The organism is Aeromonas sp. ASNIH7 (genome assembly GCF_002903485.1).
Taxonomy (GTDB): Bacteria; Pseudomonadota; Gammaproteobacteria; order Enterobacterales; family Aeromonadaceae; genus Aeromonas; species Aeromonas caviae.
In genome coordinates this window covers 1,682,558-1,707,525 of the sequence record NZ_CP026226.1, presented here as the reverse complement: position 1 = coordinate 1,707,525, position 24,968 = coordinate 1,682,558, and the positions used below count along the sequence as shown (strand labels likewise).

21 protein-coding genes and 1 pseudogene are annotated in these 24,968 nt (G+C 63.7%); 19 read left to right on the top strand and 3 right to left on the bottom strand.

What is annotated here, in order from left to right:
• Positions 1-26 precede the first annotated feature (26 nt).
• The 18 genes and pseudogenes from mshE to tldD all read left to right on the top strand — a co-directional run bounded on the left by mshE (position 27) and on the right by tldD (position 21,489).
• The gene (gene mshE / locus C2U47_RS08025) at positions 27-1,739 is read left to right on the top strand and encodes an MSHA fimbrial ATPase MshE (protein WP_069785487.1); all 1,713 of its coding nucleotides are present in this window, start codon (positions 27-29) and stop codon (positions 1,737-1,739) included.
• A 47-nt stretch (positions 1,740-1,786) separates the two neighbouring features.
• Positions 1,787-3,010 (top strand): type II secretion system F family protein, encoded by a 1,224-nt coding sequence (locus C2U47_RS08020; RefSeq protein WP_042015317.1) that lies wholly within the window; start codon positions 1,787-1,789, stop codon positions 3,008-3,010.
• A 75-nt stretch (positions 3,011-3,085) separates the two neighbouring features.
• The gene (locus tag C2U47_RS08015; protein WP_103261577.1) at positions 3,086-3,547 is read left to right on the top strand and encodes a hypothetical protein; all 462 of its coding nucleotides are present in this window, start codon (positions 3,086-3,088) and stop codon (positions 3,545-3,547) included.
• A gap of 77 nt (positions 3,548-3,624) precedes the next feature.
• Positions 3,625-4,284, top strand: a complete 660-nt coding sequence (locus tag C2U47_RS08010; protein ID WP_103261576.1) for a type II secretion system protein — start codon at positions 3,625-3,627, stop codon at positions 4,282-4,284.
• Between the two features lie 18 nt (positions 4,285-4,302).
• A complete protein-coding gene (locus tag C2U47_RS08005; protein WP_039040426.1) occupies positions 4,303-4,749 on the top strand; it encodes a prepilin-type N-terminal cleavage/methylation domain-containing protein in 447 nt (148 codons plus the stop codon).
• Positions 4,750-4,806: 57 nt separating this feature from the next.
• A complete protein-coding gene (locus C2U47_RS08000; protein ID WP_069785491.1) occupies positions 4,807-5,286 on the top strand; it encodes a prepilin-type N-terminal cleavage/methylation domain-containing protein in 480 nt (159 codons plus the stop codon).
• A complete protein-coding gene (locus tag C2U47_RS07995; RefSeq protein ID WP_069785492.1) occupies positions 5,273-5,845 on the top strand; it encodes a prepilin-type N-terminal cleavage/methylation domain-containing protein in 573 nt (190 codons plus the stop codon). The genes C2U47_RS08000 and C2U47_RS07995 overlap by 14 nt, the downstream gene beginning before the upstream one ends.
• Positions 5,845-6,687: a type II secretion system protein gene (locus C2U47_RS07990; protein WP_082189370.1), complete on the top strand. Its 843-nt coding sequence runs from the start codon at positions 5,845-5,847 to the stop codon at positions 6,685-6,687. Before C2U47_RS07995 ends, C2U47_RS07990 begins: the two co-directional genes overlap by 1 nt.
• Positions 6,677-7,138, top strand: a complete 462-nt coding sequence (locus tag C2U47_RS07985) for an MSHA biogenesis protein MshP (RefSeq protein WP_069785493.1) — start codon at positions 6,677-6,679, stop codon at positions 7,136-7,138. Before C2U47_RS07990 ends, C2U47_RS07985 begins: the two co-directional genes overlap by 11 nt.
• Positions 7,135-10,151: pseudogene (locus tag C2U47_RS07980) on the top strand (DUF6701 domain-containing protein). The gene C2U47_RS07985 and the pseudogene C2U47_RS07980 overlap by 4 nt, the downstream one beginning before the upstream one ends.
• A gap of 216 nt (positions 10,152-10,367) precedes the next feature.
• Positions 10,368-11,408, top strand: a complete 1,041-nt coding sequence (locus C2U47_RS07975) for a rod shape-determining protein (RefSeq protein ID WP_005308111.1) — start codon at positions 10,368-10,370, stop codon at positions 11,406-11,408.
• Positions 11,409-11,449: 41 nt separating this feature from the next.
• On the top strand, positions 11,450-12,358 hold the full coding sequence (gene mreC, locus C2U47_RS07970; RefSeq protein WP_029313545.1) for a rod shape-determining protein MreC: 909 nt from the start codon (positions 11,450-11,452) through the stop codon (positions 12,356-12,358).
• Complete coding sequence (mreD, locus tag C2U47_RS07965) at positions 12,358-12,843, top strand: rod shape-determining protein MreD (RefSeq protein ID WP_010672635.1); 486 nt, start codon at positions 12,358-12,360, stop codon at positions 12,841-12,843. The genes mreC and mreD overlap by 1 nt, the downstream gene beginning before the upstream one ends.
• A gap of 52 nt (positions 12,844-12,895) precedes the next feature.
• Positions 12,896-13,483: a Maf family protein gene (locus C2U47_RS07960; protein ID WP_010672636.1), complete on the top strand. Its 588-nt coding sequence runs from the start codon at positions 12,896-12,898 to the stop codon at positions 13,481-13,483.
• A gap of 79 nt (positions 13,484-13,562) precedes the next feature.
• A complete protein-coding gene (gene rng / locus C2U47_RS07955) occupies positions 13,563-15,032 on the top strand; it encodes a ribonuclease G (protein ID WP_010672637.1) in 1,470 nt (489 codons plus the stop codon).
• A complete protein-coding gene (locus tag C2U47_RS07950) occupies positions 15,033-18,932 on the top strand; it encodes a YhdP family protein (protein WP_180911319.1) in 3,900 nt (1,299 codons plus the stop codon).
• Positions 18,933-19,176: 244 nt separating this feature from the next.
• Positions 19,177-19,983, top strand: a complete 807-nt coding sequence (locus C2U47_RS07945; protein WP_043154366.1) for a carbon-nitrogen hydrolase family protein — start codon at positions 19,177-19,179, stop codon at positions 19,981-19,983.
• 57 nt (positions 19,984-20,040) lie between these two features.
• Positions 20,041-21,489 (top strand): metalloprotease TldD, encoded by a 1,449-nt coding sequence (gene tldD, locus C2U47_RS07940; protein WP_069652309.1) that lies wholly within the window; start codon positions 20,041-20,043, stop codon positions 21,487-21,489.
• 103 nt (positions 21,490-21,592) lie between these two features.
• Here the strand turns inward: tldD and C2U47_RS07935 are convergent, their stop codons facing one another.
• From C2U47_RS07935 to C2U47_RS07925, 3 genes are all read right to left on the bottom strand, one after another.
• Positions 21,593-21,796 (bottom strand): hypothetical protein, encoded by a 204-nt coding sequence (locus C2U47_RS07935; protein ID WP_041212219.1) that lies wholly within the window; start codon positions 21,794-21,796, stop codon positions 21,593-21,595.
• A 159-nt stretch (positions 21,797-21,955) separates the two neighbouring features.
• Entirely contained in the window at positions 21,956-22,678 is a 723-nt protein-coding gene (locus C2U47_RS07930; RefSeq protein WP_048208904.1) for a MarC family NAAT transporter, read from the bottom strand.
• Positions 22,679-22,798: 120 nt separating this feature from the next.
• On the bottom strand, positions 22,799-24,115 hold the full coding sequence (locus C2U47_RS07925) for an MFS transporter (RefSeq protein ID WP_039040437.1): 1,317 nt from the start codon (positions 24,113-24,115) through the stop codon (positions 22,799-22,801).
• 154 nt (positions 24,116-24,269) lie between these two features.
• Here C2U47_RS07925 and C2U47_RS07920 point away from each other — a divergent pair, with 154 nt between their 5' ends.
• On the top strand, positions 24,270-24,947 hold the full coding sequence (locus C2U47_RS07920) for an ATP-binding protein (protein ID WP_103261575.1): 678 nt from the start codon (positions 24,270-24,272) through the stop codon (positions 24,945-24,947).
• The last annotated feature ends 21 nt before the right edge of the window (positions 24,948-24,968 follow it).

Here is a 24,968-nt window from a genome sequence, read left to right as displayed (position 1 = left end):
GTGAAGCAACAGAGATCGGAGCAACAATGGCACAACCCAGACTGAAAATGCGCCTAGGCGACTTGCTGGTACAGGAACAGATCATCTCGGATGATCAGCTGCAGCTCGCCCTGCAGCAGCAGCGCCAGACCGGCCGCAAGCTGGGGACCACCCTCATCGATCTCGGCTTCATCAGCGAGGTGCAACTGCTGACCTTCCTCGCCCGTCAGCTGGATGTGCCCTTCTTCGATCTCAACAACCTCACCATCGACGTCTCGGCCGTGACCCTGTTGCCCGAGGTGCAGGCGCGCCGCTACCGGGCGCTGGCCGTCAACCTGAGCGACGACAAGGTCACAGTGGTGATGTCGGATCCGGCGGATCTGAGCGCCCTCGACGCCATCGCTGCCCTGCTCAGCCCGCGGGAGCTGGTGCTGGCGGTGGCCCGTGAAGGCCAGCTGCTGGAGTATTTCGATCGCCTCTATCGCCGCACCCGTGAGATAGAGAACTTCGCGGTGCAACTGCACGAAGAGCACCAGGAGACCGGCTTCGAGCTGGGGGCCGGCAGCCTCAATGCCGCAACCGACGAGGGGGAGGCGACGGTGGCCAAGCTGCTGCGCTCCCTGTTCGAGGACGCGGTACAGGTGGGTGCCTCCGACATCCATATCGAACCGGACGAGAAGGTGCTGCGCATTCGCCAGCGTATCGACGGCGTGCTGCACGAAAACATCCTGAGCGAGGTGCGCATCGCCCAGGCGCTGGTGCTGCGCCTCAAGCTGGTGGCCGGGCTCGACATCTCGGAGAAGCGTCTGCCCCAGGATGGCCGCTTCAATATGAAGGTGCGCGGCCGCGATGTGGATGTGCGGATGTCCACCATGCCGGTGCAGTATGGCGAGTCCGTGGTGATGCGGCTGCTGGATCAATCCTCCGGCATCTTGTCGCTCGCCGAGACCGGGATGCCCCCCGCCATCCTGACCCGCTTCCGTCGTCAGCTCAAACGCCCTCACGGCATGATCCTGGTGACGGGGCCGACCGGTAGCGGCAAGACCACGACGCTCTACGGCGCCCTCTCCGAGCTCAACCAGGCCAGCCACAAGATCATCACGGTGGAAGACCCGGTGGAGTACCGTCTGCCCCGCATCAGCCAGGTGCAGGTCAATCCCAAGATAGGGCTCACCTTCTCCCAGGTGCTGCGCTCCACCCTGCGCCAGGATCCGGACATCCTGCTGGTGGGGGAGATGCGGGACAACGAGACGGTGGAGATCGGCCTGCGCGGCGCCATCACGGGCCACCTGGTGCTGACCACCTTGCACACCAACGACGCCGTGACCAGCGCCCTGCGTCTCATCGACATGGGGGCGCCCGGCTATCTGGTGGCGAGCGCCCTGCGGGCCGTGGTGGCCCAGCGCCTGGTGCGGCGGGTGTGTGAACACTGCGCCTGCGAGACGGCGCCGGACGAGGGGCAGGCCACCTGGCTCTCGGTGCTCTCCGGTGAAGCGCCGGGGCAGCATCGCTATCGCAAGGGACGAGGCTGCCAGAGCTGCAACTTCACCGGCTATGCGGGCCGGATCGGGGTGTACGAGCTGCTGGAGCTGGATCAACCCATGATGGATGCCCTGCGCCGCAACGATGCCGAGGGGTTTGCCCGGGCGGCACGGGCGCACGAGCACTACCGTCCCCTGGCCCTGACGGCGCTCGACTATGCCCGCGAGGGGATCACCTCGGTGGACGAGGTGCTTCGGCTGGCCGAGGACCTGGGGTAACGCATGAGGCATCTGGATCGTACTGAATTACTCTGCCGGGGTCGCCCATGAACCGTTTTGCCTACAAGGGGCGTGACAGCCAGGGCCAGGCCGTCAGCGGCGTGGTGGAAGCGGTCAGCGAGCAGGCCGCCGCCGAGCAGCTGATGCGCCGCGGGGTGATGCCCACCGAGCTGAAGGCCGGCAAGGCCAGGTCTGCCAGCATCGACTGGTCGCTGCTGCTGGAAGGGAGCGTCAAGCTGGAGGAGCTGGTGGTCTTCAGCCGCCAGATGTATGCCCTGACCCGTGCAGGCATCCCTATCCTGCGCGCCATCGCGGGGCTGGAGGAGAGCGCCCACAGCAAGCCCCTCAAGCGGGCGCTTCACGCTCTGGGGGAGGATCTGGCCAACGGCCGGCCGCTGTCGAGCGCGATGCAGTCGCACCCGAAGGTGTTCAGCAGCCTCTTCGTGGCCATCATCCACGTGGGGGAGAACACGGGTCAGCTGGAGGAGGCCTTCCTGCAGCTCGCCAACTATTTCGATCTGGAGCTGGAGACCCGCAAGCGGATCAAGACCGCCATGCGCTACCCCACCTTCGTGCTGATTGCCATCGCCGTCGCCATGGTGATCCTCAACATCATGGTGATCCCCGTCTTTGCCGGGATGTTTGCCAAGTTCGGGGTGGAGCTGCCGCTGGCGACCCGGATCCTGCTGGCCACCTCCCACTTCTTCGTTCACTACTGGTGGCTGCTGCTCGCCATCCTGGTGGGCGCCGTCGTCGGCTGGCGACGCTGGGTCGCCACCACCAAAGGCAGGCTGGCCTGGCACAGATGGCAGCTGCGGCTGCCCATCGTCGGCTCCATCATAGAGCGCTCCCTGCTTGCCCGTTTTGCCCGCAGCTTCTCCATGATGCTCAAGGCCGGGGTGCCGCTCAACACGGCGCTGACCCTGGTGGCCGACGCGGTGGACAACGCCTGGATGGCGGGACAGATCCGCGACATGCGGGGCGGCATCGAGCGCGGCGAGAGCCTGCTGCGCACCGCCGGCGCCAGCGGCCTCTTCACCCCTCTGGTAATGCAGATGATCGCGGTGGGGGAGGAGACCGGCCAGGTGGACGAGCTGCTGCACGAAGCGGCCGAGTATTACGAGCGTGAGGTGGATTATGACCTCAAGAGCCTCACCGCCCGCATCGAACCCATCCTCATCGGCATAGTGGCGGTCATGGTACTGGTGCTGGCGCTGGGTATCTTCACTCCCATGTGGGACATGATGCGAGCGGTGCGGGGTCAGTCGTGAGTTATCTGTGCAACCAGCATCTTCACTCTCCCAATGGCGGGGAGATGATGCGGGCCGTGCGGGGCAAGTGATGCGATGAGCAGACAGTCCGAGCAGGATGAGCGCTGGCTGGGAGGCTACAGGCGGTTGATCGCCTGCATCCTGCTGCTGGTCATCCTTGCCACCCTGGCCCTGAGCTATCGCAGCCACAGGGAAGAGGCGCTGGCGGTCAGCCTGACCCTGCTGGGGGAGCAGTTTGCCGAGCGGGTCCAGCGGCTGCACGGGCGCTGGCTCGATGAGCGGCGCCCCGCCGTGCTCCATGCAGAGGGGCGGGCCTGGCAGTTCGATGGGCGAGGCTGGCCGCTGGCGGTGTTGCCGCTACAGTCACCGTCCGAGAACTGCCGCGGGCTCTGGTCGGCCTTGCTCGGCCAGGAGGCGCTGTCGATGCCCACCCTGCAGGTGCTGGCTAGCCCGGATGGGGGGGGATGCGAATTTGGTTGGGAGGCTAACTGGTTGATCTATCGCTTCGCCGACGGCAGTTTGCTGAACAAATCTTGAACAGTATCGTTCTAGCGTCTCGGCGACATGATTTTTTTCTATCTGCATGAAATAATGCGGAACATTACGGAGGCAGCATGGCAACAAAGAGAGTGATACCCGGCCAGGGGCCCGGTCAGATGGCCGGTTTTTCCCTGATTGAGCTGGTGATCGTCATCGTGATCCTGGGGATCCTGGCCGTCACCGCCTTGCCCCGTTTTCTCGATGTGACCGACGAGGCGAAGAAGGCGAGCGTGGAAGGGGTGTCTGGCGGTTTCGCCACCGGAGTGTCCCTGGTGCGGGCCCAGTGGGAGGCCGAAGGGCGTGCCAGGCAGGATGGACTCAACACAGTGCTCTATGACGGCTCGCGTTTCTATCTGACCACGCCGACCGACAGTCAGGTCAGCAATGGCGAGCTCTCTCCCGGGTATCCCATGGACACGGCAGCAAGCGGCACGCCCGATGTGGATCCGGCCAGCCTGACGGCGGCCCGCTGCCTCAATATTTGGGAGGGGTTGTTGCAGAATCCTCCCAAGGCTACTGCCCGTTTTGACGAGGTGCGCGGTAGCGGCAATGACCTGAAGTTCTATGCCACGGTGAGCAACAATGGACTGGATTCGGTCTGCCGTTACTATCTGGTCAACAGCCTGAGCAAGGGAAGTGATGGGCGCTATCAGGACCCGCAAGGGAGCACGGATGAGTTCATGAGTTTCAGTTACCGCCCGGCCTCCGGCCAGGTGACTACCAATATCAATTGATAAACAGAGGAAAACGTAATGAAGAAGCAAGCGGGTTTTACCCTGATCGAACTGGTGATCGTGATCATCATCCTGGGCATTCTGGCGGTCACCGCCGCGCCCAAGTTCCTGAATCTGCAGGATGATGCCAAGAAGTCTGCCGCGCAGGGCGTGCAGGCAGCGTTGTCCAGCGCTGCCAATCTGGTCTATAGCAAGGCAGCTCTGAATGGGCAGGAAAAGGCATCTGCGGCAGGTGGTACTGACTTGAATGGAATGACCGGTGTCAAGGTTATCTATGGCTACCCGACCGCTGATACCATTTCCGCTGCTGTAACCCTGGACGGCTGGGTTGCAGCTTCTGGCGCAACTGCTCTCGAGTCAACTTTTGCCCCTGCTAATACCAGTGGCAATACTTGTACCGTAAAATACACAGCCGCAACCAGTGATACTGTTCCTTTCAAAACCGAGTTGCAAAACTGTAAGTAATACGTGTTGACAAGCGAGGCTTCGGCCTCGCTTTTTCATTATTCAATGAGCAAGCAAATGCCGAGAAACAAGGGCTTCACCCTGATAGAACTGGTTATCGTAATCCTGTTGCTCGGGATTCTGGCCGCCTTTGCCGTGCCTAAATGGCTGGGCAAAGGCGGCTTTGAAACCCATACCCTGCGTGACGAGCTGGTGGCCCGGCTGCGGCTGGTGCAGACCATGAACATGCAGGAAGGGGACGCGCGCTGCACCCAGCTGGTGGTGGAGCCGAGCCGCTTCGGTCATCTGACCCTGCTTGGCAGCTGTACCCCCAAGCCCATCTCCGGCTGGAGTGCGGACGAGCAGAGCCGGGGGCGAGTCATCACCGCCTCCGGCGGCCTCTCCCTGCCTCAAGGGAGCTTTTCTTTCGACAAGCGCAGCGGCCGTCCGCTTTCACCCTCAACCTGCGTCAATGGCTGCAATCTGGCGGTGAGCAGCGGGCAGGAGAGCGCCCGGCTGCGCATCGAGCCGGAAGGTTATATCCATGCCCTCCCTTAAGGCCCGGTGCGGCTTCACCCTGATCGAGTTCGTGGTCGGTATTGTGCTGCTGGCCATCGCCCTGACCGGCGTCCTGGGGCTTCTCATCAATCAGGCACCCCAGGCGGTGGATCCGGTGCAGCAGGTACGCGCCGCCCAGCTCGCCCAGCGCATTCTCGGCGAGATGCTGGAGAAGTCTTTCGACGAGCATTCCGATCACAACGGCGGCCGTTTTCGCTGTGGCGAGACGGCCGGTGTGCCCGCCTTTACCTATCCCCCCTGCACGGCGAGCGCCGACTATGGCCCCGATGGTGGCGAGACCCGCCCCTACGGGTTCAACGACGTGGACGATTTCGACACGGCAGGCCGCTGGGTGGACGCCAGCTACTTTACTCAGGCCTCGGCCGCGAGCAGCGAGGAGGAGTATCGACGCTACCAGGTGAAGATCGCGGTGGTGCCGGATACCCTCTTTGGCAGCGCGGGGGAGGGGGCTGAGTCCATCGGCAAGCGCATCACCCTGACCGTGCGCCTGCCGGACGGGAGCGAGCTGGTCTTCGGCCTCTATCGGGGGAACTACTGATGGGCAAGCCACATTCCCGTGATGTCGCGTGGGAACACCCATGTGCCAGACTCGCCCGTGACCGCGTCCGACCCGGGCGTGAGGGGGGCTTCACCTTGGTGGAGCTGGTGATGGTGATCCTGCTGCTCGGGGTGATGGCGACATTTTCCAGCCAGTTTATCGGCATCGGTACCCAGATCTACGGAGATGCCAGCCGCCGCGAGCAACTGATGAGCGATGCCCGTTTCGCCCTGGAGCGGCTCAACCGCGAGCTGCGCGATGCGGTCCCCGGTTCGGTGCGCATCGAGGATGAGGCGGGCAAGGGGGCGGATCAGGGGACCTGCCTGCGCTTCTGGCCCATCGCCACCGCCAGTCGTTATCTGAGCCTCAATAAATCCGTAGCAGGTAATTTCGAGCTGACTATGGTGGCTTCATCCGCCGGCGAGCTTCCTACTGATGGCTATCGGGCTGTCGTGTATCCCATTACAGGAGAGGGTGGCCTAGAAGCGGGATGCATTCATGGCAAGTGTGTGGCCAATGTGGTGGGGGATGGCTCCTTCGAGCCAACAACTAAGATCGGAACTGTGACCGTAGATGCGGCGTTTGATAGGGAGTCCCCCGCCAAACGCATTTATTTTGCTAATCAGCAGGTGCGTTATTGTATCGACACTCAGGGTACTTTGATGCGATACCGTGAATCAACACACGCCCTGATGGCAGAACATATTCGACCCTCCGAATCCTATTTCTATCGGGATCCTGCCGCCTTCAGCTCGAGCGAGGTGGGGCTGCGGCTAGTGTTTGAGCAGCGCGACGAGCACGTCGTCTTCCACCACAAGCTGGAGACCCTCAATGTGCCCTGACACTCCCTCCATGGTGAGGTCCCAGCGGGGCAGCGCCATCCTGATCGCGCTCTTCGTCATCGTCATCATGGCCCTGCTGGCGGCGGCCATGGGGCGTTTCCTAGTGGACAGCAGCGAGAAGCACACGGTGGAGGTGCGCGGGGTGCGTGCCCTGATGGCGGCCCAGAGCGGGTTGGAGATTGCCCTGTACCGGCTCTACCCGAGCGGCCAGTGGCAGGGGCAAGCCTGCGGCCCCCTGACATTCACTTTCACCGAGGCTGGGCTGGCGGGCTGCAAGGCCAGTGTCAGCTGCACCAAGCTGCCGGTGAGCGTGGCCGGCGTGACCCAGACTGGTTATCGCTTCAGCAGCGAAGGGCGCTGTGGTGAACCCGGGGCCAACAGTGGCCCCAACCCGGACTTTGCCGTCAGCCGCACCCTGGTGGCGGAAGCTTTCGATGGAGTGAATCCATGAGATTCTGGTTGCTGGTCTTAACAATGCTCTCTGGCATGGTTCATGGATTCGAAACCGTTGACAGTGACACCTATTTCCCGGCTGTGGTTCAGGGCCATCGCGGCAATAACAACGCGGTCTGTACCGGCCAGGATAACGCCATGCTGACCCAGAACAACCAGGCGAAAATAACGGGCACGGCAGGTGCCGCATTGAATTTCTGTGACTCGAATCAGGGATCTGGAATGCCATTGGATGGCTGTGACAACGCCAGTGGATCGCGCCGGCTCTGCTCCATCACGGGCCGCTCCATCCGCGGTCTGTCTACCTCGGGTGGCAACCGCTTTCTGAGCAGTTCCGGCAACGATGGCAGCCTGGGGTACTGCAGCGCGGGACAACAGCTAACCCTGGGTAGCGCCAGCCAATACCAGTTCGGGACTATCAGCCTCTACAGTGCCTGCACCCTGACCTTCTCCAGCACCCGTCAAGAGTACAGAATCCAGTCTCTCGCTTTGGGGGGAGCAAAAGTGGTGCTGCCCGCCGGGGATTATTGGATAGACAGACTCGTCGTCAATCAGGGCGGGGAGATTGAAACCCGGGGCAATGTACGTATCTTCGTCAACGCGGTGGAGTTTAATGGCGGGCGTCTCAACGCAGCCAAGACGGGATCTGTGCTGCTGTTTGGATACCAGAATGTCAATTTGAATGGTGAAAGCCTGGTCAACGGCCTGGTATATGCCGATCAGGCATTGAACATGAATAACGCGAGCGTTATCAACGGTAGAACGACCAGTCGCTCCCTGTTTATGTCTGGCACCACCGCCATCAATGACAAGATGTCCCCCCCGTCACCGCGGCGATCGATCACTTCGAGTTCGATCACTCCGGTCAGGCCCTGACCTGCAACCCCGAGACCCTCACCATCCGGGCCTGCGCCAACGCCAGTTGCAGCCAGCTGTTCACGGACCAGGTGAGCGCCATCCTGACCCCCCTGAAGAATGGCAGCAACGGCTGGATAGCCGACAGCCAGGTGAGCTACAACGGCAACACCGCTACCGTGACCTTCAGCAACGGCACCGCCAAATTGCAGCTGCGCAACAATCTGGCGAGTGTCATGAAGGTGGGGGTGAGTGGTTCTATTCCCTCCACCAAGCCGCTTAGCGAGACGCTTTGCCGGGCGGGCAGCGGCGCCCTGAGCGCCGCCGCCTGTACCTTGAGCTTTGCCGACAGCGGCTTCCTGTTCAATGTGCCGGATACCCTGGCCAACAGGCCCCAAGATGTAGTGATCAGTGCCGTCAAAAAGGACAATGCGACCCAGCAGTGTGTCCCCGGTTTTACCGGTGAGCGTTCGGTCGGCTTCTGGGGAACGTATGTCACCCCGAATGACAATTCTGCCGGGAGTCAGATGGCGATAGATGGCAAGACGATTTCGACTTATGCCGCCAATGTAGTCTCGCCAGCGGCGACAACCCTCAATTTGACCTTCGATGGTCAAGGCAAGGCGACGTTGAAGAGTGTTCGCTATCCGGATGCGGGCCAGATGCGACTCAATGCCCGCCACGATGGCAGCGGGGATACCGCAGGGCTGGTGATGACGGGGTCGGATCTGTTCGTGAGCCGCCCGGTGGGGCTCTGCATCACGCCCACCCAGGGGACCTGTGCGGCAGGGGATATCACCTGCCCTGTGTTCAAGAGGACGGGAGACAGCTTCTCGCTCAATATCCGGGCCATGGCGTGGCAGAGCGACACCGATGAGGATATCTGCACCGGCAATAGCACCACCCCCAACTTCGTGTTGTCCGACATCGCCCTGACCAGCGAGCTGGTGGCCCCTCAGGGGGGCGTGGCCGCCCAGGTCACTCCGACCAAGTACAGCCACGTTGCAGCCAGTGCCGGCCTCAATACCCCCGCCCTCAGTCTCAACGAGGTCGGGGTCTTCAGGATCAAGGCGACGCCACCGGTGGCAACGTCGCCAGAGGGAAGCACAGTATCAACGGACTATTTCGGTTACACCATCCCTCCCGCCACCAGCGTGCCGCTGGGGCGCTTCGTACCCTGGGACTTCAACATGACGAGCGGCACCGTCACCCCGGCCTGCGGTGGTTTCAGCTATATGAGCCAGCCATTCGGGGTACAGACGGTGGTGGAGGCGCGCAACAAGGAAGGGAGTGTCACGAGGAACTACCGTGATGCCTTTGCCAGGGGGGCCCTCACCCTGGTGGCCGCCAACAATCAGGACGGGGTGGACAGATCCAATCGGCTGGCGCCGCTGGCCGCCAGCTGGACCGAAGGAACAGGCAAGCAGTCAGGTCAAACCCGCTTTATGCGGCTGCGCGAACTGACCCCTAGCCTGACCGCACCGGAAGAGCCCTTGCCGCTCCTGCGACTAGGGCTCAGAGTAACGGACGGTGAGACTCCTGAGACCAGCTTCCTCAGCGGACGGAACATGAATCCGTCCGTCAGCGGCACTTGCCAGAGCGGGGTGAACTGCACCGCCAAACAGCTCTCCATTCCGAAGGGATCGGACGATACCATGATCGCCTACTACGGCCGGCTGCTCGCCAGCACCCGTCAGGGGGTCGATAGCGCCCCGCTGGCGCTGCCCCTGCAGGTGCAATATTTCGAAGGGGGCCTGTGGCGAGCCAATTCGCAAGATAGGCGAGCCAATTCGCAAGATATCTGTACCCAGATCTCCCTGGCGGGAGGTGGTATCGTCTTTACCGATGCGGAGCAACGCTATGACTCCGCGACGGGGGATCTGATCCTCAAAGACGGTACCCGCATTCGCCTTGGTCTCGGCAATGTGGCTCCGGGCGGTACTCAGGTCGGTTTCGACGCAGGCGAGACCCGGTTCCACTTCGCGCCGCCCAATCAGGCGGTGCGCATTCCCTATCGGATCGTGCTGGAGCAACAGCCATCCCAACCCGTCTGGTTGGCGGATCCGGCCACGGCGGATCACCTGCTGGGAGAGGCCATTTTTGGCCGGGATCGGGGTAATGACAGAATTATTTATCGCCGCGAAGTGATGCCCTGACACCCGGGCTGACACGGGGAGATAGACGCATTGCTGTACAGCGGCGTCTTATCTCCTTGTTTCGTAGTGTTTGTCGGCCTGAGCGGGTGAGTGATGACTCGCATTTTTGTCGCGCCTGATTGATTGGCGACAGTTTGAGCGCTTGCCCATTGGGGTGGGCATTGGTAAAGTTAGCCGGTTTTCTGCACCTCCAAATTCTTAGGATTTCCCGTAGCCATGTTCAAAAAGCTCAGAGGCGTCTTTTCCAACGATCTGTCGATCGACTTGGGAACTGCCAACACCCTGATCTATGTAAAAGATCAAGGGATCGTCCTTAACGAACCCTCAGTTGTCGCCATTCGCCAAGAGCGCGGGAACGCCAAATCGGTCGCTGCTGTCGGTCATGCCGCCAAGCAGATGCTGGGTCGTACCCCTGGTAACATCTCCGCCATTCGCCCGATGAAAGACGGCGTGATCGCCGACTTCTACGTGACCGAGAAGATGCTGCAGCACTTCATCAAGCAGGTTCACGACAACAACTATTTCCGCCCCAGCCCGCGCGTGCTGGTGTGCGTACCCTGCGGCTCCACCCAGGTGGAACGTCGCGCCATCAAGGAATCCGCTCTGGGCGCCGGCGCCCGCGAGGTTTACCTGATCGATGAACCCATGGCTGCCGCCATCGGTGCCGGCCTGCCGGTCTCCGAAGCGACCGGTTCCATGGTGGTGGACATCGGTGGCGGTACCACCGAAGTGGCCATCATCTCCCTGAACGGCGTGGTCTACTCCCAGTCCGTCCGTATCGGTGGCGACAAGTTCGACGAAGCCATCATCAGCTACGTCCGTCGCAACTACGGCAGCTTGATCGGGGAAGCCACCGCCGAGCGCATCAAGCACGAGATCGGCTCCGCCTATCCGGGCGAAGAGGTGCGCGAGATCGAAGTGCGCGGTCGCAACCTGGCCGAGGGTGTGCCCCGCAGCTTCACCCTGAACTCCAACGAGATCCTGGAAGCGCTGCAAGAGCCGCTCTCCGGCATCGTCTCCGCCGTCATGGTGGCCCTGGAGCAATCCCCGCCCGAGCTGGCGTCCGACATCTCCGAGCGCGGCATGGTGCTGACCGGTGGTGGTGCCCTGCTCAAGGACATCGACCGTCTGCTGATGGAAGAGACCGGCATCCCGGTCGTCGTGGCTGAAGATCCCCTCACCTGTGTCGCCCGTGGCGGTGGCAAGGCGCTGGAGCTGATCGATATGCACGGTGGCGATCTGTTCCACTACGAATAAGACCCAAAGCCGGCCGAGCGCCGGCTCTTTTTTGACGACTCATGAAACCCATCTTCGGTAGAGGCCCTTCGCTTCAGTTACGGTTGTTTCTCGCCGTCATCATCTCCGTCGCTGCCATCGTCGCGGATTCCCGCTTCGGTGTGTTCAGCCATGTCCGCGTTTATCTGAGCTCCCTGGTGAGCCCGCTGCAATACATCGCCAACGCCCCCGGCACCCTGCTCGACACCATGTCGACCCAGGTGCAGACCCGCGCCGATCTCATCGAGCAGACCAAGCAGCAGGAGCAGCAACTGTTCACCCTGCGCTCGCGCCTGCTCAAGATGGATCAGCTGGAGCACGAGAACCAGCGTCTGCGCGAGCTGCTGGGGTCGCCGGTACACAAGGAGTCCCGCAAGATGGTGGCCGAGCTGCTGTCGGTGGATTCCGACCCCTTCAGCCATCAGGTGCTGATCAACAAGGGGGCGCTGGATGGCGTCTACAACGGCCAGCCGGTGATCAACGATCAGGGGGTGGTCGGTCAGGTGCTCCACGTGGGCTCCACCACCAGTCGCGTCCTGCTCATCACCGACTCCAGCCACGGTATCCCGGTGCGGGTGCTGCGCAACGACTTGCGCGCCATCGCCTCCGGCAGCGGCGAGCTGGACAAGCTGGAGCTGCGCAACCTGCCCCGCAACACCGACGTCCAGGTCGGCGATCTGCTGGTCACCTCGGGCCTGGGCGGCCGCTTCCCGGAAGGTTATCCGGTGGCGACCGTGACCCGCTCCGACTACGTGGAGGGCAAGCCCTTCGCCCAGATCGAGGCCAAGCCGCTGGTGGCGCTGGACCGTCTGCGCTACCTGCTGCTGCTGTGGACCGACAAGAAACCGGAAGTACACGACAAGGATGCCCTTGAGCCTGCGGCGAGCGCCTCGGCGGCCACGGCAACCTCGGCGGCGGGGGCGACGCGCTGATGCTGCAACCCGCCAGCGGCAGGATCTGGATCTGGTGTTCGATCCTGCTGGCCCTGTGCCTCTCCATCCTGCCGCTTCCCTTTCAATTCGAACCCTTCCGTCCGGACTGGCTCGCCATGGTGCTCATCTACTGGGCGCTGGCGCTGCCGCACCGGACCAACGTCGGCACCGCCTGGGTGGCGGGCCTGCTGCTGGACGTGCTGCTCGGCAGCACCCTCGGCGTGCGGGCCATGGCCATGGCCATCACCACCTACCTGGCGGCCTTCCAGTTCCAGAAGATCCGCAACTTCTCCCTCTGGCAGCAGGCGCTGATCATCGGTCTGCTCTCCCTGGTGGGGAAGATCACCGTGTTCTGGGCGGAGCATCTGTTCAGCCGGGCCAGCCTCAACTTCGCCTACTTTTGGTCGACGTTGACGACGATGTTAATATGGCCCTGGATTTTTATGGTCTTGCGCAAGGTGCGGCGTCGCTTCAATATCAAGTGAATGTGAATAAAAACAACGCATTGTAACTGCGCATCGTCTCATTGAGTGAAGTATGAACAAGCACAACGAACTGCAACTCTATCTCGCCTCGGGCTCCCCCCGCCGGCACGAGCTTCTGACCCGCCTGGGCTACCGTTTCGAGGTCCTCAAGCTGGATGTGCCGGAGCTGCGCAACGACGGTGAGAAGCCCCAGGATTACGTCTGCCGGCTGGCCCGCGACAAGGCCATGGCCGGTGTGGCCGCGGCGCCCACGGCGCTGCCGGTGCTGGGGGCCGATACCATAGTGGTGCTGGGGGAGCGGGTGCTGGAGAAACCCTCCGACCTGCTGGACGCCAAGGACATGCTGGAAGCCCTCTCCGGGCGGGTACACCAGGTGATGACGGCGGTGGCCCTGGCCACCCCGGAGCGGTGCGATGTGCGACTGGTCACCACCAACGTGGCGTTTCGCAAGCTGGACGAGGCCGAGATCGAAGCCTACTGGCGCACCGGCGAGCCGTGCGACAAGGCGGGCGCTTATGCTATCCAGGGCATTGCCGGCAAATTCGTCAGTCGCCTCGAGGGGAGCTACAGTGCCGTGGTCGGCCTGCCCCTGCTGGAGACGGACCTGTTGATCAAGCAGCACCTCGAGCAGACCCGGTAATCCTCTCGTCAGCAGTGCGCTGCTGAGTTACCCGTTGTTCGTCGTGCCAGAATTCAAAACTAGAAAGGCAAGGTAACTTATGTCGGTAGAACTGCTGGTAAACGTCACCCCCTCCGAAACCCGGGTCGCCCTGGTCGAGAACGGTCTGCTGCAGGAAGTGCATGTGGAGCGTCAGGCCAAGCGCGGCATCGTGGGCAACATCTACAAGGGCAAGATCAGCCGCGTGCTGCCCGGCATGCAGGCCGCCTTCGTCGACATCGGCATGGACAAGGCCGCCTTCCTGCACGCCTCCGACATCGTCCCCCATACCGAGTGCGTGGCGATCAAGGAGAAGGAGCAGTTCCAGGCCGGCAACATCGCCGAACTGGTGCGCCAGGGGCAGGACATCATGGTACAGGTGGTCAAAGACCCGCTCGGTACCAAGGGGGCTCGCCTCACCACCGACATCACCCTGCCATCCCGTTATCTGGTCTTCATGCCGGGCAGTGCCCACGTGGGGGTCTCCCAGCGCATCGAATCCGAGGCGGAGCGCGAGCGCCTCAAGCGCACCGTGGCCGGCTATGTGGACGAACTGGGCGGCTACATCATCCGCACCGCCGCCGAAGGGGTGGGGGAGCAGGAGCTGGAGCAGGACGCCGCCTTCTTGAAGCGCCTGTGGCGCAAGATCCTCGAGCGCAAGCAGAAGTATCCCCCCTGCAAGATCCTCTACGAGGATCCCAGCCTGGCGTTCAGGGTGGTGCGTGACTTCGTCGGTGCCGAGCTCGACAAGATCCGGGTCGACTCGCGCCAGAGCTTCGATCAGCTCAAGCGCTTCACCGAGGAGTACGTGCCCGAGCTGGCCAACAAGCTGGAGTACTACACCGGCGAGTCGCCGATCTTCGATCTCTACGACGTGGAGAACGAGATCCAGCGGGCCCTGGAGCGCAAGGTGGAGCTGAAATCCGGCGGCTACCTCATCATCGACCAGACCGAAGCCATGACCACGGTGGACATCAACACCGGGGCCTTCGTCGGCCATCGCAATCTGGAAGAGACCATCTTCAACACCAACGTCGAGGCCACTGCCGCCATCGCCCGTCACCTGCGGCTGCGCAACCTCGGCGGCATCATCATCATCGACTTCATCGACATGCAGTCCGAGGATCACCGTCGCCGGGTGCTGCACAGCCTGGAGCTGGCGCTGGCCAAGGACAGGGCCAAGACCAACGTCAACGGTTTCTCCCAGCTCGGGCTGGTGGAGATGACCCGCAAGCGCACCCGGGAGAGCCTGGAGCACGTGCTCTGCGCCGAGTGCCCCGAGTGCAAGGGGCGCGGCCGGGTCAAGACGGTGGAGTCGGTCTGCTTCGAGATCCTGCGGGAGATCATCCGGGTCAACCGCGCCTACGACGCGGATCAGTTCACCGTCTATGCGGCCCCCTCGGTGGCCGATTACCTGCGGGGGGAGGAGTCCCACAGTCTGGCGGAGCTTGAAGTCTTCATCGGCAAGCAGGTCAGGGTGGTCTCCGAGCCGCTCTGTGGGCAGGAACAGTTCGATGTGGTGATGATGTAATTGGTCTATCGCTGGCTGAGTCGGGGCTGGTTGGCCCTCGGAGTCTTCTTCGTGCTGCTGGCCGTTCTGGTCAGCGTGGTACGACTGGGCGGCCCCTTGCTCAACCAGCACCGGGCGGCCGTGATAGGGACCCTGCTCGGGGAGAGTCAGCTCGAGGTGAGCGTGGATCACGTCGGGCTGGAGTGGACTCCCCGCGGTCCGGCAATCGGGCTGGAAGGACTGGCCATCGCCCCCGATTCGGGGCGTTTCTCCCTGCGCCTTGGCAAGGTGTGGGCCCACCTCGACTTCTGGCGCTCCCTCAACGAACTCAGACCGGTGTTTGGCCAGTTGATCCTGAGCGACGGCAACATCGCGCTGGACATGACCCAGCCCGCCACCCCCGTCAGCGGGAAGAGCGCGAACCAGCAGGAGGCCCTGCTGCGCTTCCTGCTGACCCAGCTCTCCACCTTCGACATTCACGACACTCGCCTGAGCCTCACCACGGCACTGGGGGAGGTGCGCGCCCTCGACATCGCCCAGTTGCGCTGGCAGAACCGCGGCAAGCGGCATCAGGGGGTCGGCAAGGCCTATCTCATCAACGGGGTGGGGGAGAGCACCCTGGACCTCATCATCGATGTGGATGCCCCCGAGGTGCGGCTCGACCGCCTCAAGGGCCAGCTCTATCTGGGGGCCAGAGAGCTGGACATCAGCCCCATGCTGGCCAGGATCCACGCCGGCGCGCCGCCGGTGAGCGGCCAGCTCGACTTCCAGCTCTGGAGCGAGTTCGAGAAGGGCAGGCTCGGCAACTCCCTGCTGGCCTTTGGCAACAACCACCTGATCTGGAAAGACGAGATCAAGGGGGAGCCGCACCGCCTCGACCTGCAGGGGGGCAAGATCCAGCTGCGCCGGGACGGCGAGGCGTGGCAGCTCGCCAGCCACGACGTCACCTTCAAGCTCGATGGCGCCACCTGGCTGCACAGCCGCCTGCAGCTCGAGCGCATCGGCTCGCGCATCCAGGGCTATGTGCCCGCCATCGATCTCGACCAGATTGCCAACCTGAGCCAGCTGGTCTCCGGCCTCTATCCCGAGCTGACTGAGACCCTCAAGCGCACCCGGCCAAGGGGCCAGTTGCAGGAGCTGGTCCTGCAAGCCGACGGGGACTGGCAGGGGCTCTCTTTGCAGGGGCAACTGCGCGGCTTCGGGACCCGGGCCTGGCACGATGTGCCCGGTCTGCAAAAGCTGGACGGCGACTTCTGGCTGACCCCGAACGGGGGGCGTGCCCGCCTGACCCTGGGCAAGGGCAAGGTGGATCCGGCCCGCCACTTCAAGGAACCCATCCCGGTGGACAGCCTGAGTGCGGCCCTCGACTGGTGGCGGGCGCCGCAAGGCTGGGTGCTCTATGGCCAGGACATTGCCCTGGACAACCCGGATCTGCGCCTCGCCAGCCGGTTTCGCCTCGAGCTGTTCGAGCACCCCTTCCTCGCCCTGACCGGGCGCATCGACGTCAAGAACGCGGCCCATGCGGATCGCTACTACCCCCTGGCGGTGATGGATGAGGGGCTGGTGAGCTACCTGAGCGGCGCCATCAAGGGGGGTAAGGCCAAGGGGGCCGACCTGCTCTGGTACGGCGAATTCCGTGACTTCCCCTACGACAACGGCAAGGGCGTCTTCCAGGTGGCGGTGCCGCTGCAACAGGCCACCTACGAGTTTTTCCCGGGCTGGCAGCCGCTGACCGACCTGCAGATCGATCTGCTGTTCCAGAACGCCAGCCTCGACATGAACAGCCGCGCCACCCAGCTCGGCAAGGCCAGCTCCGACTCGGTGCACGCCTGGATCCCGGACCTCTATCCGGGGGCTCACCTCTACGTGGATGCCAAGGTTGAGGGTGAGGGCAAGGCCATCAGCGACTATTTGCAGGACTCGCCGCTGGGGGGATCCGTCGGTCAGGCGCTGCGGGAGGTGGAGATCCGCGGCCCCATGAAGGGTACGGTGAAGCTCGACATACCGCTGGATGGCGAGGGGGAGGTCAAGGCCAGCGGGGAAGCCAGCTTCAAGGACAACAAGGTGAGGATCGCCTCCCTGGATCTGCCCCTCGACGGGGTCGCAGGGACGCTCGAGTATGACAACGAGCAGACGCGCATTCACAACCTCAAGGCCAGCCTGTGGAACCAGCCGCTGACCCTGGATTATCAGGGGCGGCAACTGCCCCACGGCTATCAGGCCGATCTCAAGTTCCAGGGGCAGTGGGACAGCCGCCGCCAGCGCCGGGACATACCGGCCCTCGAGATGCTCCAGGGGCGCAGCAACTGGTCCGGTACCCTGGGGCTGACCCTGCCCGAGAACAAGGCGTTCAGCTTCCAGCTGGCGCTGGACTCCAACCTGCAGGGCATGGGGCTGGATCTGCCTGTGCCCCTGACCAAGGCGGCGGGTACCCGGCTGCCCCTCAAAGTGACAGCCCGTGGGCGGGATGGCAGCGCCGACATCCGTGCCGTGCTGGGGGCGGACATCGACATGCAGAGCCGCCTGGTGTACGGCGACGGCGTCCCCTACCTCAGCCGGGTGCGGGTCAACATCGGCCAGCCCGGGGCGCGGGTGATGCAGGACAAGCCCATGCTGCTCGCCATCAACCAGCAGCAGGCGGACGTGGCCGGCTGGCTGGCCCGTCTCAAGCAGTGGCTGCCGGCCGGTTCGGCGCCGAGTGACAATGCTGTGGTGGGCCCCTCTTTCTTGCCCCAGGAGTGGTGGGTGGATGGCCAGCTGGCCCGTGCCGACATCGGCAGTGCCAGCCTCAAGGCGGTACATTTCACCCTGGGGCCGGTGAACCAGGCCACCGAGGTGATGATCGACAGCCCCGACGTGATGGGGGTGGTGCGGGTGCCGGTGGCCGATGGGCGCCCCATCGATGCCAAGTTTGCCCGCATCTACTGGTCCGGCAAGGGGACCGATCTCAGCCCGGATCCCGATGAGCGCCAGGACAGGGCCATCATGAATGCCATTCCCTGGCTCACCTTCAGCTGCGTGGATTGCCGCTTCGGCGAGCTGCCCCTGGGTGAGGTGAAAGGGGAGCTGCTGCCCGGGGCCAACCGGCTGGATCTCAAGGGACTGGAGATGCGCCTGGCGGGCAGCACCCTGCGCGGCAGCGCTGAGTGGCTGGCCCGTGGCAGCCAGATGCAGACCCGTGCCAGGGTGAACCTCGAGACCCGCAACAGCGAGCTCCTGCTCAAGCGGCTCGGCTACACCTCGCCCATCGGGGATGCCCCGGGCAAGCTGGCGCTGGATCTGAACTGGCGTGACGTGCCCTACCGCCTGAGCCTGCCGACTCTGGCGGGCAGTGCCGACTACCAGCTGGAGGGAGGGACCCTGCGGGAGGTCAACGACAAGGGGGCCCGACTGCTCTCCCTGCTGAGCCTCGACTCCCTGATGCGCAAGCTGCGCCTCGATTTTCGCGACGTCTTCGACAAGGGCTTCTATTTCGAGTCCATGTCCGCCTCCGCCAAGGTCAATCAGGGGGTGGTGGAGAACAACGACTTCTACATGAAGGGCGCCGCGGGCAACCTGCGGGGCAAGGGCATCGCGGATCTGGTGCGCTGGCGGCTCGACTTTGATCTGAGCTTCTCCCCGAACCTGGGGGGTACCCTGCCGGTGGTGGCGGCCTTCTCCCTGACCCCCATCACCGGGCTCTATGTGCTGGCCCTCTCCAAGCTGCTGGAGCCCGTGGTGGACGTGGTGACCCGCATCGATTTTCGGGTCTCCGGCCCGCTGGACGCCCCCAGGCTGGTGGAGGCGGGGCGGGATCGCGCCCGCATCAAGCTCAACCAGCACCAGAAGGATACGGTGGATGCGGTGGCGCCCGGCCTGCCCGCCAAGGAGGTCACCCCCTTCCTGCTCGATCCCAAGCATCAGGGCTCGGGTCAGCGCTGAGGGCATGCACCGGGCTGGGGGACTTTCCCCCGGCCGCCAAACCCCTCATAGTGCGGATATTGCCCGCGAGCCGAGAAGGCCTTGTGTCACCGGCTCGTCCAACAGAAGAGTGCAGATATTGCCCCGCGAGCCGTGAAGGCCTTCTGTCACCGGTCACCGGCTCGCCCAACAGAAGAGTGCGGATATTGCCCCGCGAGCCGAGAAGGCCTTGTGTCACCGGCTCGCCCAACAGAAGGAGCGCGTCATGTGGCTAGCCGCCATGCAGTTGATATCGGGTCGTACCTGGCAGGATAACCGGGAGCGGATCGCCGCCGAGCTGGCGAGTCTGCCCGGGGAGCGCCCCTTGCTGGTGCTGCTGCCGGAAAACTTCGCCCTCTTTGGCGAGCGGCAGGGGTATCTGGACGGGGCAGAGCCGTTGGGAAATGGCCCAATCCAGCAGCAACTCTCTGATTGGGCCAAATCCCACGGCATCTGGCTGGTGGCCGGAGCCATGCCCACCGCCATCGCCGGTGCCGACCACATTCACACCAGTACCCTGGTGTTCGATCCCGACGGCGAGCTCAAGGGGCATTACCACAAGATCCACCTGTTCGACGTGGACGTGGCGGACAATCACGGCCGCTACCGGGAGTCGGAGACCTTCAGCCCGGGTGATCAGCCTGTGCTGGTGGACTCCCCCTTTGGTCCCCTCGGCCTTTCTATCTGTTATGATCTGCGCTTTCCCGAGCTGTACCGCCAGTTGGCCCGGGCCGGTGCCCGGGTGCTGCTGGTGCCTGCCGCCTTTACCGCCGTCACCGGCGAGGCGCACTGGGAGCCTCTGCTGCGGGCCCGTGCCATCGAGAACCAGTGCTACGTGGTGGCCGCCAACCAGGGGGGCACCCACGAGACGGGGCGCCAGACCTGGGGCCACAGCATGGTGATCGACCCCTGGGGCCGGGTGCTGGCCTGTCGGGCGTCGGGGCAGGGCACTGTGCTGGCGCCGCTGGATGGGGCCCTGGTCGATGAATTGAAACGCACCATGCCGGTGCTGCAACACGCCCGCCTGTTGTGAGCCCGCGGCCGTGGATTTAACCGTTACGACATCTCGCATGAGAGTGGAGAGAAAGATTTGAGTCTATTGAGCCAGGTTAGTGCCTCCCTGTTGGCCCCGAACGATCTCGACGAAGGGCGGCTGCAACAGCTGCTCGGCAGCCTGATGAGCCATCAGGTGGAGTTCGGCGACCTCTATTTCCAGCGCAGCTGGCACGAGTCCTGGATGCTGGAGGACGGCATCGTCAAGGATGGCAGCTACAACATCGATCAGGGGGTGGGGGTGCGCGCCGTCAGCGGCGAGAAGACCGGTTTCGCCTACTCGGACGAGCTGAGCCTGCTGGCGCTGCAACAGTCGGTGACTGCCGCTCGCGGCATCGCCGCCGCCGGTGCGCAGGGCAAGGTAAAGGCATGGGCTCGCACCGAAGCAAACCTGCTCTACCCGGCGCTGGATCCCCTGCAGACCCTCGACAAGCAGCAGAAAATAGCCCTGCTGGAGCAGATGGACAAGTTCGCCAGAAGCCTGGATCCCGCCATCAATCAGGTGATGGCTTCCATCAGCGGGGTCTATGAAGAGATCCTGGTGGCCGCCACCGATGGCACCCTGGCCGCCGACGTGCGCCCCCTGGTGCGCCTCTCGGTGACCGTCATTGCCGAGAAGGGGGATCGCCGTGAGCGCGGCAGCGCGGGGGGCGGTGGCCGCTTCGGTTATGACCATTTCCTCGAGCTGGACGGGCTCGAGAGCCGGGCGTTTGGCTATGTGCGCGAAGCGGTACGCCAGGCCCTGGTCAACCTGGAGGCCATCGACGCCCCGGCCGGCACCATGCCGGTGGTGCTCGGTGCCGGCTGGCCCGGTGTGCTGCTGCACGAGGCGGTGGGTCACGGTCTGGAAGGGGACTTCAACCGCAAGGGCTCCTCCGCCTTTGCCGGGCGCATCGGCGAGCAGGTGGCTTCCAAACACTGCACCATCGTCGATGACGGCACCCTGCCGGGTCGGCGCGGCTCCGTCTCCATCGACGACGAGGGGACGCCGGGGGGCTACAACGTGCTCATCGAGAACGGCATTCTCAAGGGTTACCTGCAGGACAAGCAGAACGCCCGCCTGATGGGCGTGCCGCTCACCGGCAACGGCCGCCGCGAATCCTACGCCGCCCTGCCGATGCCGCGCATGACCAACACCTACATGCTGGCGGGTCAGTACGATCCAGCGGAGATCATCGCCTCGGTGAAGAAAGGCATTTATGCCCCCAACTTCGGTGGCGGCCAGGTGGACATCACCTCCGGCAAGTTCGTCTTCTCCGCCTCCGAGGCCTACCTCATCGAGGATGGCAAGATCACCGCGCCCATCAAGGGGGCGACCCTGATCGGCAACGGCCCCGAGGCGATGAGCCAGGTTTCCATGGTGGGCCGTGATCTCGCGCTGGATCGCGGAGTCGGGGTCTGTGGCAAGGAGGGGCAGAGCGTGCCGGTCGGTGTCGGCCAGCCCACCCTCAAGCTGGATCAGCTCACCGTGGGCGGCACCCAGTAAGGTCACACACCTTTGTAAACCCCGGCCCGGCGCCGGGGTTTTTATTGGAACGCGCAAGCAATAAAAAGCCCCGGCAGGCGCCGGGGCTGGGAAAGGGGTCGGGTCAGTTGACCGAAATGGCGCGGGCGTCGATGAAGAAGCGGGCGTGGCCGTGGTCATCCACCCTTATCTGGGCGAGCAGGCGATCCTTTCGCTTGAACTCCCATCCTGTCTTGATCCGGGTCAGCGCGGGGCTGGCGGCACCGACCACGTTCAGATACTCATGAAACAGGCTGTAGCTTCCAATCTCGGTCAGCATCTTTTCCATTTGCATATCTCCTCAAGTGATGGGGTCAGCACATGCCACGCTAGCGGCAACCTTCTGAACCCTGCCTGTACAAAAACCAGACTACCCCATCAAGATGAAGGCAATATGATCAGGCGCAAGATCAGGAGGGATTTGCACGAAAAATGACACCGTTTTCAATCAGGGCTGGCGCGGCACGGCGAGATGATCGAGGGCGGTGGATCCGGCATGGGTCGGCAAGGCGGCAGCGGGTTGTTCCATCACCTGACCATGGAAGACGGGATCCTGCGCCACCTCCTTGACGCCGTTGATGCAGAACTGCATACCCATGCACACCAGCAGGAAACCCATGATGCGTGTCATGGCGTCGATGCCGGTGGCCCCCAGGATCTTGCACACGGGATCTGCCAGCTTGAGCACACCCCAGCTGATCAGGCTCATCAGGGCGAAGGCGGTGACCATGGCGGCATAGATGACGACGCGATCGGCCTCGGCCGGCAGCTCGGCGATCTGGGCCGCGCCGCTGATCACCAGCGCCATGGTGCCGGGTCCGCACATGCTGGGCATGGTCAGGGGCACGAAGGCGATATTCTGGTTGGCCTCGACCCCCGCAGACTGGTTTGGCGAGGGGAACAGCATGCGAAAGCCGATGAAGGCGATGATGAGGCCACCGGCCAGGCGCAGGCCGGGAATGGAGATCCCGAACAGATCCAGGATGGAGGATCCGATGAAGAAGCTGACGCACAGGGTGGCGAACAGATAGAGGGCGGCCATGTTGATCTGGCGGCGAATGTGCTCGCGGGACATGCCCTTGCTCAATCCCAGCAGCAGGGTGGCCGTGGTGGGCGGGTTGACCATGGGCAGCAGGGCCAGCAAGGCGAGAAAGACGACCTGGAAGAACATAGTGGACCTCGGGCAGATGGACGGATTGGGGTGAGCTGGCAGGTCCGCAGCGGACCGCCACCCGGTCGATGATATCCGCAAAGAACAAGCCCCGACAGTGCGGGGCTTGCTTGGGAAGGATCAGGCGGCCTGCGGGGTGGCCTGGCGTTGGCCGCGCTGGCGCAGCCAGAGCCAGATGCCGAGCACGAAACCGAGGGCGGCCAGGCTGACCACATAGTGGGAGGGGGCCAGCACGTCCTCCTTCATCCAGAGGGTGACCAGCATGGGGGTGAGGCCGCCGAAGATGGCGTAGGCCACGTTGTAGGAGAACGACAGCCCGGAGAAGCGCACCACCGGCGGGAAGGCATTGACCATGACGTAGGGCACGGCGCCGACGATCCCCACCGCAAAGCCCGCCAGCATGTAGAGGGGCACCAGCTGATCCGTGCCGGCTGCCAGGCTGTGGTAGAAGGTATAAGTGGCGCCGGCCAGCAGCAGGGAGCCCAGGATGAAGGTAGGACCGCTGCCGATGGCATCGATCAGGCGACCATAGACGATGCAGCCCAGGGTGAGGGCGACGATGGCCAGGGAGTTGGCGGTCAGGGCATCGGCCGGGCTGATGCCGTGGACCTTCTGCAGATAGGTCGGGGTCATCAGGATCACCACTACTATGCCGGCGGAGAGCAGCCAGGTCAGCAGCATGGAGACGACGACGCTGCCCTTGTGCTCACGCAGCACCGTCTTGAGGGGCAGCTCCTCGGCCAGGGACTTGTTGGCCTGCATCTCTGCGAAGACCGGAGTCTCGTGCAGCCAGCGGCGCAGGTACATGGCGACGATGCCGAACACGCCGCCGAGCACGAAGGCCAGACGCCAGCCCCAGTCGCTCACATCGCCCGGGCTCATGCCACGGTTGATGGCGGTGGCCACCAGGGAGCCGAGCAGGATGCCGGCGGTCAGCCCTGCGGTGAGGGTACCGCAGGCGACACCGACCCGGCGGGCGGGCACGTGTTCGGCCACGAAGACCCAGGCTCCGGGGACTTCCCCGCCGATGGCGGCCCCTTGCAGGATCCGCAGCAGCAGCAACAGCAGGGGGGCGGCGATGCCGAGCACGGCGTAGGTGGGCAGCAGGCCGATCAGCAAGGTCGGCAAGGCCATCAGGATGATGCTGAGGGTGAACATCCGCTTGCGGCCGATGAGATCGCCAAAGTGGGCCATGATGATGCCCCCCAGGGGGCGAGCCAGGTAGCCGGCGGCGAAGATGCCGAAGGTCTGGAACTGGCGCAGCCACTCGGGAATGTCGGCCGGGAAGAAGAGCTCGCCGATGACCACGGCGAAGAAGACGAAGATGATGAAGTCGTAGAATTCGAGGGCGCCGCCCAGCGCCGCCAGGCTCAGGGTTTTGTAATCCTGTCGATTGAGGGGGCGACCGTGGTCGTGCGATGTGCTGACTTTACTCATATCCTTATGTTTCCCATCGTTTTTTTAGTTATTCTCCCCGGTGTGCTGCGGGGATACGCTCACCCACGAGGGTATGCTTTTGTGTCCCGCAATGTAAATCGCACAATTCGCAACACTGTCTTGCAGCACGGTGCGGCAAGTAGCTGGAGAGATCATGACGAAGAAAAAGGTACTGCTCTCCTGGAGCAGCGGAAAAGACAGCGCCTGGGCCTTGCATCGCCTGCGCCAGGATCCGGCCATCGAGGTGGTGGGGCTGTTCACCACCCTCAACCAGGCGTTCGAGCGGGTGGCCATGCACGGGGTGCGCAAGCAGTTGTTGTTGGCACAGGCTGAGTGCGTGGGCTTGCCGCTGACCACCATCGACCTGCCCTGGCCCTGCAGCAACGAGGAGTATGGGCGCATCATGACAGGCTTCATCGCCGATGTGCAGGCCAAGGACATTCACCACATGGCGTTCGGGGATCTCTTTCTTGAGGATGTGCGCGCCTATCGGGAGCGGCAACTGGCGGGGACCGGCATCACGCCGCTCTTCCCGCTCTGGGGCTGCGACACGACCGAGCTGGCGCAGGCGATGATCGACGCCGGGCTCAAGGCCAGGGTCTGCACCCTGGATCCGGGCAAGCTGGACGCCGGGTTAGGTGGTCATGAATTCGGCCCGGCCTTCCTGGCTGCCCTGCCCGCCGGGGTGGATCCCTGCGGCGAGAACGGGGAGTTTCACACCCTGGCCTGGGACGGCCCCATGTTCCTGCATCCCCTGCCCATCCGGGTGGGGGAAACGGTGCTGCGGGACGGCTTCGTCTTCACCGATCTGCTGGCGGAGGATCCCGAATGAGGGAAGACCCCCTCGGGTGAG

Bases quoted from the DNA above. Each gene is read 5' to 3' on its own strand.
- mreD (WP_010672635.1), top strand. From the start codon at position 12,358: ATGCTGCAACCCGCCAGCGGCAGGATCTGGATCTGGTGTTCGATCCTG.
- C2U47_RS07935 (WP_041212219.1), bottom strand. From the start codon at position 21,796: ATGGAAAAGATGCTGACCGAGATTGGAAGCTACAGCCTGTTTCATGAG.
- C2U47_RS08015 (WP_103261577.1), top strand. From the start codon at position 3,086: ATGAGCAGACAGTCCGAGCAGGATGAGCGCTGGCTGGGAGGCTACAGG.
- C2U47_RS08000 (WP_069785491.1), top strand. From the start codon at position 4,807: ATGCCGAGAAACAAGGGCTTCACCCTGATAGAACTGGTTATCGTAATC.
- rng (WP_010672637.1), top strand. From the start codon at position 13,563: ATGTCGGTAGAACTGCTGGTAAACGTCACCCCCTCCGAAACCCGGGTC.
- C2U47_RS07990 (WP_082189370.1), top strand. From the start codon at position 5,845: ATGGGCAAGCCACATTCCCGTGATGTCGCGTGGGAACACCCATGTGCC.
- C2U47_RS07945 (WP_043154366.1), top strand. From the start codon at position 19,177: ATGTGGCTAGCCGCCATGCAGTTGATATCGGGTCGTACCTGGCAGGAT.
- C2U47_RS07930 (WP_048208904.1), bottom strand. From the start codon at position 22,678: ATGTTCTTCCAGGTCGTCTTTCTCGCCTTGCTGGCCCTGCTGCCCATG.
- C2U47_RS08010 (WP_103261576.1), top strand. From the start codon at position 3,625: ATGGCAACAAAGAGAGTGATACCCGGCCAGGGGCCCGGTCAGATGGCC.
- C2U47_RS07960 (WP_010672636.1), top strand. From the start codon at position 12,896: ATGAACAAGCACAACGAACTGCAACTCTATCTCGCCTCGGGCTCCCCC.
- C2U47_RS07995 (WP_069785492.1), top strand. From the start codon at position 5,273: ATGCCCTCCCTTAAGGCCCGGTGCGGCTTCACCCTGATCGAGTTCGTG.
- C2U47_RS08020 (WP_042015317.1), top strand. From the start codon at position 1,787: ATGAACCGTTTTGCCTACAAGGGGCGTGACAGCCAGGGCCAGGCCGTC.
- C2U47_RS07925 (WP_039040437.1), bottom strand. From the start codon at position 24,115: ATGAGTAAAGTCAGCACATCGCACGACCACGGTCGCCCCCTCAATCGA.
- mshE (WP_069785487.1), top strand. From the start codon at position 27: ATGGCACAACCCAGACTGAAAATGCGCCTAGGCGACTTGCTGGTACAG.
- C2U47_RS07920 (WP_103261575.1), top strand. From the start codon at position 24,270: ATGACGAAGAAAAAGGTACTGCTCTCCTGGAGCAGCGGAAAAGACAGC.
- C2U47_RS07975 (WP_005308111.1), top strand. From the start codon at position 10,368: ATGTTCAAAAAGCTCAGAGGCGTCTTTTCCAACGATCTGTCGATCGAC.
- C2U47_RS07985 (WP_069785493.1), top strand. From the start codon at position 6,677: ATGTGCCCTGACACTCCCTCCATGGTGAGGTCCCAGCGGGGCAGCGCC.
- C2U47_RS08005 (WP_039040426.1), top strand. From the start codon at position 4,303: ATGAAGAAGCAAGCGGGTTTTACCCTGATCGAACTGGTGATCGTGATC.
- mreC (WP_029313545.1), top strand. From the start codon at position 11,450: ATGAAACCCATCTTCGGTAGAGGCCCTTCGCTTCAGTTACGGTTGTTT.